Annotated in this window: 6 protein-coding genes; 3 read left to right on the top strand and 3 right to left on the bottom strand. The window is 42.1% G+C overall.

Features of this window, described 5'->3' with window-relative positions; all coding sequences use genetic code 11:
- Positions 1-60 precede the first annotated feature (60 nt).
- Positions 61-1,743, bottom strand: coding sequence for an alpha/beta hydrolase (locus AC4II3_RS01615; protein WP_490722760.1), 1,683 nt, complete (start codon positions 1,741-1,743; stop codon positions 61-63).
- A gap of 13 nt (positions 1,744-1,756) precedes the next feature.
- On the opposite strand from AC4II3_RS01615, the gene AC4II3_RS01610 reads away from it, so the two are divergent.
- Positions 1,757-1,885, top strand: a complete 129-nt coding sequence (locus AC4II3_RS01610) for a helix-turn-helix domain-containing protein (RefSeq protein ID WP_488006549.1) — start codon at positions 1,757-1,759, stop codon at positions 1,883-1,885.
- A gap of 81 nt (positions 1,886-1,966) precedes the next feature.
- Positions 1,967-2,923: a YkvA family protein gene (locus AC4II3_RS01605; RefSeq protein WP_488006551.1), complete on the top strand. Its 957-nt coding sequence runs from the start codon at positions 1,967-1,969 to the stop codon at positions 2,921-2,923.
- A gap of 569 nt (positions 2,924-3,492) precedes the next feature.
- Here the strand turns inward: AC4II3_RS01605 and AC4II3_RS01600 are convergent.
- Positions 3,493-3,867 carry a hypothetical protein gene (locus AC4II3_RS01600; protein ID WP_070396235.1) on the bottom strand — a complete coding sequence of 125 codons (375 nt, stop codon included), beginning with the start codon at positions 3,865-3,867 and terminating at the stop codon, positions 3,493-3,495.
- Between the two features lie 378 nt (positions 3,868-4,245).
- The gene (locus AC4II3_RS01595; protein WP_488006554.1) at positions 4,246-5,967 is read right to left on the bottom strand and encodes an ABC1 kinase family protein; all 1,722 of its coding nucleotides are present in this window, start codon (positions 5,965-5,967) and stop codon (positions 4,246-4,248) included.
- A gap of 706 nt (positions 5,968-6,673) precedes the next feature.
- On the opposite strand from AC4II3_RS01595, the gene AC4II3_RS01590 reads away from it, so the two are divergent.
- Positions 6,674-12,043, top strand: coding sequence for a PAS domain S-box protein (locus tag AC4II3_RS01590; protein ID WP_488006556.1), 5,370 nt, complete (start codon positions 6,674-6,676; stop codon positions 12,041-12,043).
- Positions 12,044-12,263 lie beyond the last annotated feature (220 nt).

Genomic DNA, 12,263 nt, shown 5'->3' with positions numbered 1-12,263 from the left:
ACTAGAACAGCTTTTGCTATTTGTATCAATGTCCTAACTTTAATGCGTAGTGCTATGGAATCAAAAAGACTTGAGCAGAAACAGATTCAATGGGTCTTGACTAATCTCTTTGACATAGGACTCACTGAGATAGGAAGCATATTGGGGTTGTTTAGCAATATAGGTTTTGAAAAAAGCGGTACTAAGTGCCATCAGGTAAGGACGAGCGATAGCAGGATCTGGCCCAATCAATTCAGGTGGAACCGGTAAGACACCCTCTCCTTCCCCACCCAAGTAGGAAAAGTGAGTACCTGCTTCTGTGACCACTAGATAGTTTTCTGGGGTAGTTAGCCAGCTGAAGGGGGTAATTTGTTGTTCTACAGGTGGCGCAAAGAGGTCTCTGATACTAGAGACCATCATGACCGGAACCTGAATTTGTGACATTCCGGCTTCACCAAAGATCGGGTTGCTGAGCGGATTAACAGCAATCACCGCTTTTACCCGTTCGTCTGCCAAGTTATAGTCTTCTGGGGGTAGTTGAGTACCTCGACACTGGAGTAGCAGGGATACATCCAAAGATGAATTGTTCTGTCGAGCAGTATCACACTCACTAGTAAGCTGTTCAAAATTGAGCTTAGCTCCTCCTAGAGCAAGAACAGTATAGCCTCCGAAGGATTGACCAATTACTCCCACCTCTTCTAGATTGAGCCTGCCAAACTTACTCGGGTCAGAATTAGCTTTAGCCGAAAGTTCATCTAACAAATACTTCACATCCAAAGGACGATGGATGATCGCAGTAGGATTAAGGGGAGTGGCGAAGCCAGCAAAGATTCGATTAATCCGTTCGGAACTAGTACCAATATGCTCCGGCACCGCAACTGCAAAACCGTAAGATGCTAAATGTTGTGCTAGATAGGCAAAGGTATTGCGGTCTGAAGCCAAACCATGGGAAATAACCAGAGTTGGAATCGAGCCTGCTATTGCTCCTTGGTCTGAAGACTTAGGTAGATAAATATCAACCGGAAACGAAGCTTGACGCTCAGAATTATAAACTTCAAAGGTTTCTTTACGCCAACCTATTCCTCCAGGATTCCTGAGATCTGCTTGTGCTGAGAAATTAAACGATGTTGAGCCTTCTCCCTGTAGTTGTGCCTGATTTTGAATGGCACTAAAGACAACATTATTTCCCACAAATAGCCGTGATAGCTCATCAGTAACATCAGAAATTAGTTCCACATCCAGGTAAATAGTTTCTAAGGAAAATTTACGCAATACATTAATAATACTCAAGCCTTCTGGATCAGAAGCTGCGGAAATTAAAGCACCCCGTAGGGGATAGAAACCATTGCGATTAAAATCTGCTTTTATGACATTACCCAATCGGCGCAGTAAGGTTCTCCCCACCGGTAATCGAGTGAACAAATAAACATATCTGGGAGAAATATTAAATCGACTGTTTAGTAGAATCCGCAGTGCTGCTAATTGTGTTGGTGTAGCAAAGTTGGCATAATAGGCAAATTGCCTGGTCATTGTGCCATCTTTAGCAAAGATTTCCAAGTCTTCAATCCCAATATTAAATTGTCCAAAGGGAGAAACAAAGAAAGTAATTCGCTCTGCTCCTAAAGCAGGAATTGCACTGAATGTAGATACTAGACTCAAGCCTAGGGATAGGGAAAAGCGAGTTAACCACTGGCGCAGTGGGTTAGAATGAAAGGATTGGGTGCTCACGTTAGCTGCTGGGGAAAGACTAGGAGAGTTGGTCATAGTTGGAAAACCTGTGACAAGTTTATTAAACATGTATAAAGCTCTCAAGACCAAAGTCAAACTGAACAACCAACACAAAACCCTGATGGCTCAACAGGCTGGTTATTCTAGATGGGTCTACAACTGGGGACTAGCCATTTAGCAATAAGCTTACCATAAAAGTCATTATAATAGTTAACAACTAAAACAGATAAATCCTCCGATATTAAAAAGGTTCATAGTAATGGGTTTACAGGAAAGACTATTTCGGCGATTTCAAAAACAGGAAAAACCAGAGGAAAAACCAGAGGATACCCAATCCCTCGACCAGACCGTAGAACAAAAACCCCCTGGGCGAGTTCAGTCACTACTGAGCAAATTACCCAAACCAGGAAATCTTAAGGATACCCTAGTAAGGGTAAGGAATCCAGAAGCAAGCAACCCTGGCAAAATTAGAGGCAAAATTACAGGGATACTCAGCAAATTTAAAAAATCTACCACTGAACGAGACATCCCCCAACTGTTTCAAAACTCAGCACCAAACAATACTGACAAAGTTAGAGGCAAAATTACAGGGATACTCAGCAAATTTAAAAAATCTAGCACTAAACAAGATACCCCCCAACGGTCGGAAAAGTCAGCAGCAAGCAACCCTGGCAAAATTAGAACACTACTGGAAAAAATACAAAAAAATATCTCCCCCAATGACATCCAGAAAATTGACGAGAGCCTTGATCAGATGAACCGGGGGAGGATAAAAGAAATATTTCACAAATTGCTTCAAAATACCAAGCCAGAAGACATCCAAAAAATTGACAAGAACTTAGAACGGATGAACCGGGGACCAATTAAAGAAATTTGGCCTAAAATTCAAGCTTTAGCTAAAATGGTCCGGGACCCTAATGCCGCTTGGAAAGGAAAAGCGTTAGCGATCGCAGCCTTAGTCTATTTAATATCCCCCTTTGATGCTGTGCCAGATGTAATTCCCGTTGCTGGATTAGCTGATGATGCAGCGCTAATCATTGCCGTAGTTTCCACCCTAGCTCAGGAACTAGAAAACTATATGGAAAGACAGGCAGAAAAGATAGCGGAGATAGAAGTCCGCAAGTACAATCGGATTGTCAGAATCAGTTTACTCGGCAGCATTGCAGCAGCCATTCTCGCTATTTTGGTCAAATATATCCTTAGTCATACATCATGATTAACCTCTATTCCTGGTACCGAATTACCCTATTAATTCTGACTACCTATGGCTTAATACAGCTAATTTTTACTCTGCTAAAGTACAAGCCATACTATGAAAAAGTTCCAGGGTTTATGAAAAAATACTTTCTTGAGCGCGGCAGCCTAGTTTTAGGGAAAAAGCTCAACGAAAGTCGTCATGATTTAATCATAAATGGCTTACTGTTGCTTATATTAGTAATCTTAAATATTATTCTATGGATTTTTTAAGCGATAATAAATACGAGGATTATTAATGTTTTAGGGAGTAGGGAGTAGGGAGTAGGGAGTAGGGAGTAGGGAGTCGGGAGTAGGGAGTCGGGAGTCGGGAGTAGGAAATGGGCAAAAGGCAATTACCCATCACCTATTACCCATTACCCATTAGTAGCCGACCGATACTATGGAAAAAAACTCCCAATCACTAATCACAAATTAGCCTGTTTATAGCACTACGCACTATGGTTAGGACATTGATAAAAGTAGCAAACGCTGTTGTAGTAAACTATTGCCTCTTGCCTATTGCCTATTGCCTGGCGCGTAGCGCTATATCTATTCCCAGGAATCTAAATCTAGAGCTTTGGAACCACCTCGCTCTAACTGAATCAACAGGTTACCGAGTTGTGACCAAACTAGCCCACTAATAAACAACGTCATAGGTATGGAGATTGAGTAACACAACCAATAGGGCAAGGCAAAAATTCCTAACCCAGAGGCTAGAAACAGGCAAATCCCAATACCAATCCCCACAAATGGGAACAGTAACTGGATTCCTTTAATTTCAGCCAGGGTTTCACTGGATTTGGTCTTATACCATTCCTGTACTTTTTCTTTGAGTGTAGCTTCAAAAGCTAGCCCACAGGTAATCCCAGCAAACAAACCAAAAATTAACAAAAAATACGGTGGGTCTGGCCAAAAATTATACACAAATAACTCCTAATCTTCATGCTTTTACTAGCCTGTGAAGATTATTGCAAAAAATGATAGCAAAGGGAATAGGGAATAGGGAATAGGGAATAGGGAGCAGGGAGCAGGGAGTAGGGAGTAGGGAAGATGGTATTAAAAATTGTCACAATTCGGACACGGATTGCTAAAGCGGCGAATGCTATCCGGTGGTTTTGGTTAATATAATCTTATAGTTTCCTAAGGTGGGTTAAGCGCAGCATTGATTTGTTTTCGGGCTATAACCCACCAAATTTTATAACGTTTGGGAAGCAGCGCTAATTGAATAACAACAAGTAGTGAATAGTCAGTACTAAGTAGTTACGATAAGGAATATTGTTGTCAGCCAGTTGGTCTGACATACTATTTGCTACTCACAGCAGGAGCTTTAGGTAAAATAGCCCCAATCCCATCACTAGAAATAGTACTTAGTGCATTCAAAGCTACATTGAATAAACGTTCTGGCGGTAAATCATCTTTGACTAAGTTCCAGAGACTCTGAATTTCGGCTCCATGGAGTTGGTCATCTTCGGTTAAGGCTAACAACAGTTCACGTCGCAGAAACTGACCTTCCTCAGACAACAGATACTGCAAACCAAGTTGAGCGGTTGGTAGCAAATCAAAGTTCTGATCAGAGCGAGCGATCGCAATCATATTTTCCAGTCGTTCCCACTGGAATTTACCATCTTTGAACAACACCTCAATCAAGCGCCGCCGCATTTGTGGGGTTTCACCGGTAAGCAGACGCTGAGCTACATAGGGGTAGGAAACCTCGACAATTTTGAAATTCGGATCTAAGCTCAGTGCGAGTCCTTCCTGAGTCACCAGAGAACGGATAATTAAGGAAAACTTAGCTGGTACCCGGAAAGGATAGTCGTACATCAACTCTGAGAACTGATCGGTGATCGTCTTGAAGTTGAAATCCCCGACACTTTCACCAATTGCTTGTCCCAATACAGCTTCTAAGGCTGGGATAATCGGCTGGATATCTGTGTTGGGTGCTAAGAAACCTAATTTAACAAACGCCTGGGCTAATGATTGATAATCTTTATTAATTAGATCAACGACACAGCTGACAATGGTTTCTTTGGTATCCTGATCTAACTGATCCATCATACCAAAGTCAATATAGCCCATGCGTCCATCCGGAAGGGCAAATAAGTTACCTGGATGAGGATCAGCATGGAAAAAGCCATGCTCTAACAACTGACGCAAACCAGAGGTGACACCGGTTTTAATCAAGCTTGCGGTGTCTAGTCCTAAGGCTTCAATACGTTCTGTGTCTGTTAACTTGAAACCATCAATCCACTCTAGGGTAAGGACACGGATACTGCTGTAGCGCCAGTATATTGCTGGAACCTTCACAGTAGGGTCGTCTTGGAAATTTAGAGCAAATCGTTCGGCATTGCGACCTTCATTGAGATAATTAATTTCCTCAAAGAGCTTAGTACCAAATTCATCTACAATCAAAGTTAGGTCATGACCGAGATTGAGTGGTAACCAGGGGGCAATCCAGCTAGCTCCCCAGCGCATCAAATAAAGATCTAGGGTGAGGATAGGGCGTAAGTTAGGACGTTGTACCTTAACCGCCACCTCTTCACCGGTGTGGAGTTTAGCCCGATAGACTTGACCGAGACTAGCGGCTGCTACAGGTTTTGGGGAAATTTGGCTAAACAGTGTTTGGATGGAGCGCCCTAAGTCTTGCTCGATCTGGGACAATGCGATCGCATTGTCAAAAGGAGGTAGCTGGTCTTGTAGTTTGATCAGTTCATCTAAAAAATCTTGCCGAATCAAGTCAGGGCGGGTGGAAAGAGCTTGTCCGACTTTAATAAAGGTTGGACCGAGGTTAGTCAAAAGTTCCCGCAGCTGTGTGGCTCGTTTTAACTTATTCTGCTCAGTCCGGTTGCGCCATTGGTCTAATTTAAGACTCAAAACAAAGCTAGCGAAACCCCAGACAATCCTCAGGCAACGCCAAATCACTACCCAAGGTCTGGAACGATAGTAGCGGGCGATCGCTTGTGGATCATAGTACCTTTGGGGTTCATTAGACCGCTGTTCAGGAGATACAAGTTGATGCTGACTCACGCTGAGTATAGGCCTCTCTAAGAAATTTATAGTTTTTTATCTATCTTTTGCTTTTTATTAAATAAGTATACACTTGTACATATACAATAACTTGGTATTTAAGTCCAATAGAGGGTTTAGGGCAGGTTTTACCACCAGGACAATTGAGAGTCCCATAGAAACCTACACCAGAAACTTGCCCATTTCCTGAACTTCCGATGGTCAATTATGGTCAATTGAGTAGATTACGCTGCAAATCACTGACCAGTAAAAATCACCCCCTCATCCCCTAATTCCCTGATCTGGCCATGTTCAGAGGAACTGGTCACAAATTTCTGCCAAAGTGTGCTTGCAAGGTGTACTAGTCTTGTATAGTATATTTTTCTCGATGCATATATATAGAAATTTGTCAACTCCTATTATTATATTAACCGAGGCTCTAGCTTGAGATTTCAGCTGTTATTTCCGTGTTATCACCGACAGTCTTTAAATTAAAACTTCAGCAGAATCCTCCATGACGGGGCTAAATCAACAAAGCAACAATGGTGTCATATCGATTCCGGCGGCATCGTAGCGAACAAGCATGAGCAATCTGTTGATTTATCTACGTTGATTTATCTACACTATGCTATTTCCGCGATTGCCCGGACCAAATCGGCACTACCGAATTGGATGTCAGTTACAGACGCACGAAAATGCTTTGCCAGCAAGCAACTGCCCCTGGATTATGCAAGATTCTCCATCTTTCCCTAACCCTTCCCAAGACATTCGGTTAGGCTGCCTACAGTGGTTTTATAACTTACCACTAAGTAGTAAGCTGCTTACTGGTTTGTTTGCCTCTGAGCTAATTTCTCTGATTGGATTCTTCGGCGTCGCTGCTTCAATGATGCTAATAGGAGGGCAAATCGAACTACGAGACCAAGCTCAGTCTGAATTAGCACTCACCGAGACCAACTACAATTCTCAAATTGAGCAAACTAAGCTGGGCTTCCGTAGTCAAGCGGATAATGCTGCCATCATTGCTGCTGCGATCGCTGATCATTCTGGTCAGGGCATAAAACCAGCCCTCAAGGATGAAGTCAGACGGGTTCTGAGGAACGAAATTAAAGCCCGCAACATTGAATATGGGACTTTAGTAGGTACCAATGGGAAGATTATTGCTAATGCCAACGCTGACCGGACAGGAGAGAGGTTTAATCCTAATCAATTAGTCAGTCAAGTTTTCCAGAATCAAACGGCGATTGGGACCAGTCAAATTGTCAGCTGGGTTGAGTTAGCTAAGGAGTCACCTCAGTTACCGAATGGTTTTGTTGAACAAGACGCCCTAATTCGTTACACACTCACTCCAGTCAAGAACCCAGAGACTGGAAATATAGTAGCTGTCTTGGTGTCTGGTGATTTGGTCAATGGCAAATTGCCCATAGTTCACAACACCCTGCAGGGGGTTGACAAAGGCTATAGTGCAATCTACTATCGCCAGAGTTCGGGGGAATTTAACTTAGCCACTGCTACTTTGGATAACAGTGATGTTAAAGATTTAGAGCAAGGAGAATCGAGTTTAGATTTAGTAGACGGGTCCCTGTTGGAGAAAGCAGTTGCCCAAACATCAGAGGTAGTTTACACACGGCAAACCTTGGGTAAACAATCTTACACTATAGTCGCTAAAGTTCTAACTAATTTTGATAGTGAAGCCACAGTAGTGTTAGTCAGAGGAACTACTGAATCCTCCATCAATCAATTCCTTAGAGATAATTTAGAACTTGAGCTGAGCGTCCTTGCTATAGCCTTAATCGCAGATATCTTTTTGGCTATCTTGCTTGGACGATCAATTGCTAAACCGGTCAAACAGCTACAAAAAACTACCCAAGAGTTTGCTGCTGGCAATTTGGAAGCACGAGTCGAGGTGTGGACGAAAGATGAAGTAGGGAAACTTAGTATCAATTTCAATCGTATGGCTGATAGTCTTTTGGCTGCTTTTAAGCAAAGGGAAGGTTATGCAGCTGAGCAATCACGACTAAACACTCAATTGCAGCAAGAGATTGCAGAACGTCTCCTGACTGTGGAAACACTAAAGCTGATCGAGTTTTCTCTGGATCGGGTAGGGGATGCAGTGTTTTTATCAAAACAGGATGGCCGATTTTGTTATGTCAATGAAGCTGCTTGTCATTTTCTTGGCTACTCCCGTGAAGAACTACTGAGGTTGCACGTTTATGATATCGATACCTTAGTGTCAAAAGATAACTGGTCGCGGTTTTGGGCAAACCTTAAACAGCAAGGTTATTTTAAGCAAGATTCAGTGTATCGTACTAAAAACGGGCGAGAATTTCCTGTAGAAATTGGAGTTAATTATTTACACTTTAATTATCAAGAATATAACTGTGTTATTGCTCGCGATATTACCGAGCGTAAACAGGGGGAAAATTTACTAAAACGAACTAATTTTCTGTTAAAAGCCCAACAAGAGGCATCAATTGATGGTATATTAGTTATTGACGAAAACCAAAAAATTTTATGGCATAATCGGCGTTTTGCTCAGATGTGGAATATCCCAGAGGAGATTCTCAACTCTGGTGACGACCAAAAACTTTTGAAAAGTGTAGTATCTAAGCTAAATAAACCTAAAGAATTTATCCACAGCCTGAAATATCTGTGTGAACATCCCAGCGAAGTAAGTCGTGATGAAATTTACTTGAATGATGGTCGGATTTTTGACCGTTACTCTGGCTCTGTGGTGTCTGAAGCTAGTGATTACTATACTAGAATCTGGTATTTCCGAGATATCACTCAGAGCAAACAAGTAGAAGCCCAAGTTACTCAGCTCAATCAAGAATTGAGTAATCATGCCTTGGAACTGGAAGTAGCTAACACAGAACTGGCAGCAACCAAAGACTTTATCACGAACATAATTAATGCAGTATCTGATCCGATTTTTGTAAAAGATAGACATTATAATTGGAAATTTTTTAATGATAGTTTCTGTGAGTTTATCGGATATTCTAGAGAGCAACTATTAGGTCATTTAGATTCTGAATTTTTCGTATCAGAAGAAGCTGAGGTTTTTAGAAAAACCGATCAAATCGTCATCAATAATGGTGTCGTTAATGAAAATGAAGAATACTTTACTGATGCTAACGGTATTATTCATTTCATATCTACCAAGAAAACTCGTTTTTTTGATTCAAAAAATAATCCCTATATTGTGGGTGTTATTCGAGACTTCACCCATCGAAAACACATTGAAGACCGACTAGCAAAACTTAATGACTGCTTTCTTAATTTTGGTAGCAACCCCGACCAAAATATTAATCATCTGGTAGCCGTTTGTGGGCAATTACTCAATGCTAGTTTCGCTCTCTATAATTGCCTGGAATACAATCAACTGGTGACATTAGGAAAGTGGCAAGTCCCGCCAGATTATCCAACTATGGATAGCGCAAAAGGACGTATTTGCTACGACGTGATCCGACAAGGAACTGATGAGTCAGTGGTCAAGCAGGATCTCCCGAATACAGCTTATGCTGAAACTGATCCCAACATTACGGCTTATAATCTGTGTACTTACATCGGTATTGCGGTCAAATGGAACAAAAAGGTCATGGGTTCCCTGTGTGTTTTGTATCAGCAGCAGGTAGAACCAAGTACAGAAGACAAACAACTGCTTAACCTGATTGCCAGCGCTATTGGTGTAGAAGAACAACGAAAACAGGCTCAGCAGGAACTTCAGGATAGTAAAGAGCGATTTGCCTTAGCTGTAGAAGGAGTCAACGACGGGATTTGGGATTGCAATCTCCAAACTGGTGAAATGTATTTATCCCCTCGTTGGAAGAGTATGTTGGGGTATAACGATGATGAAATTACCAATACATTTGAATCCTGGACACAGATTATTCACCCAGACGACCTAGAGCAAACCTTACTCAGTTTTAATAATTACCTAGAGGGCAAGCTTTTTCAGTATCAAGAAGAGTTCCGTGCTTTACACAAAGATGGCACCTACCGTTGGCTGCTGACTCGTGGAGCGGCGCTGTGGGATAAAACAGGTAAACCTTATCGCATAGCAGGTTCTCACACCGATATTTCAGAGCGTAAAAAAGCAGAAGAAGCTCTCAACAGTCAGTTAACAGCTCTCGAAGCAGCTACTGATGGCATAGCATTAGTTAATCCTGCAGGTGAATACTTTTACCTCAATCAGACTCACCTGGAATTGTTTGGCTACACTCAACCGAATGAACTGGTGGGTCACCAATGGCATATAATTTATCCACCAGAAGAAATTGAGCGTATTGAGAAGTCAGTTTTTCCTCAATTGTTTAAAACAGGAAAATGGAGTGGAGAAGCCACGGCTGTGCGCAAGAATGGTAGCACATTTGCTGAGGAATTTTCTCTAACCTTACTTGAGGATGGTGGTTTAATCCGTGTCTGTCGAGATATTACACAGCGCAAACAGGCTGAAGAGCAGATGCGGCAAAATCATCAAAGACTGGCTATGGCTAATGCCCAGTTAGAACGGGCTACTCGTCTCAAAGATGAGTTTCTGGCTAGTATGAGTCATGAATTACGTACTCCCCTCAACGCTATTCTTGGTTTATCAGAAGCTTTGCAAGAGGAAGTGTATGGTTCGATTACAGATAGGCAGCGTAAGTCTCTCAGTACAATTCAGGGCAGTGGTCAACATTTGCTAGAACTAATCAATGATCTGCTTGACCTTGCCAAAATTGAATCTGGGAAGATGGAACTCCACATCTGTGCTGTTTCCCTCCAAAAACTCTGCAATTCCAGCTTGATGTTTGTTAGAAACCAAGCCCATCACAAAAATATTAAGCTGACTTCTCAGGTAACTGAGAGACTATGGGAAATTGAAGTGGATGAGCGACGTATCCGACAAGTCCTGATCAATTTGCTCAGCAATGCTGTGAAGTTTACCCCAACCGGAGGAAGCGTTATTTTAAAAGCTGAGGAAGACTTATTGAGAAACACTATTTGTTTTAGTGTCATTGATACTGGTATTGGCATTGCTCAGGAAAATATGCGTAAGTTATTCCAATCCTTCGTCCAAATTGACAGCCGTCTGTCCCGTCGCTACGCCGGTACAGGATTGGGTTTGGCTTTGGTGCAACGAACCATAGAAATTCACGGGGGTAGGGTAGATGTCGAGAGTGAAGTGGGTAAAGGTAGTTGCTTCACAGTAACTCTGCCGATTAAACAAAGCGGTGAGCCAAACGGAGAATACCAGAGTGATTTGGGAGACCTAAGCCAATTTACTCAATCCGCCATCTCCAATCCCCAAGTGCTGATCATCGAAGACTCTATTACTGCAGCTGAAGTCATTTCTCGCTATATCAGGGAAATAGGGCTACAAACCTTGACTTACCCTGAAGGAGAAGGTGCTCTCGAGCAGGTTATACAGGTCAACCCAGGGGTGATTATCCTAGATTTGCAATTGCCGAAGGTGTCTGGCTGGAAGGTTTTGGCTCAGCTCAAAGCTCATCCCCAAACCCAACACATCCCAGTGATTATTCTTTCTGTAGTGGATGAGCGATCGCAAGCGTTGGAGATGGGTGCGTCTGAATATCTGGTTAAACCGGTCTCCCGTAAACTGTTGCGCTCAACAATTAGCAAAATTTTGGGTCCTTTAGAAACACCAGAGTCACCCAACCATGCCGAAAGTGCTCTGGTGGTTATGCCTCCAACAGCTCCAGAGTCACCGTTAATTTTAATTGCAGAGGATAATGAGACTAACATTAAGACGATTTGGGATTACTTGCTCAGCAAAGGGTATCGCTTGATATTAGCCAAGAATGGCTGGGAAGCGATTAGCCAAGCTAAAGAGTATCACCCACAGCTGATTATGATGGATATTCAGATGCCAGATATGGACGGTATTGAAGCGATTAAGCGAATTCGAGACAATCAGGAAACTAGCGAAATTCCCATTATTGCCGTAACAGCACTGGCGATGCCAGGGGATAAGGAGAAATGCCTAGGGGCTGGCGCGGACGAATACATCTCTAAACCAGTGAGTCTGAAGAACTTAGTCAGTACTATTCAAAAGTATGTTCATGTAGAGGTTAAGGATTTGCAATTAGTTAGTAGTTAGTAATTAGTTATTAGTCCCAATTAGGTTGAAAGCTACTAATCCATGGTTGGTATATAAATTAATAGTATATAGCGTTTATAAATGAAATGTAAACCTGGGAGGTCTTTTTTGATTGTTAAATAAAACTCTAGATCTCTTTCTTATATTGCCTTTTGCCTATTTTAGGCAAGCCAATTCCTACCATATCTGTGTTTATAACCCATCTAAAAACGCTATATTA

It is taken from the genome of Moorena sp. (genome assembly GCF_982860115.1).
The sequence above is the reverse complement of the archived record's forward strand: the minus strand, read 5'-3'. Positions and strand labels throughout refer to the sequence as shown.

Excerpts from the sequence above, each read along its gene's own strand:
- AC4II3_RS01615 (WP_490722760.1), bottom strand. The coding sequence starts at position 1,743 with ATGACCAACTCTCCTAGTCTTTCCCCAGCAGCTAACGTGAGCACCCAA.
- AC4II3_RS01605 (WP_488006551.1), top strand. The coding sequence starts at position 1,967 with ATGGGTTTACAGGAAAGACTATTTCGGCGATTTCAAAAACAGGAAAAA.
- AC4II3_RS01590 (WP_488006556.1), top strand. The coding sequence starts at position 6,674 with ATGCAAGATTCTCCATCTTTCCCTAACCCTTCCCAAGACATTCGGTTA.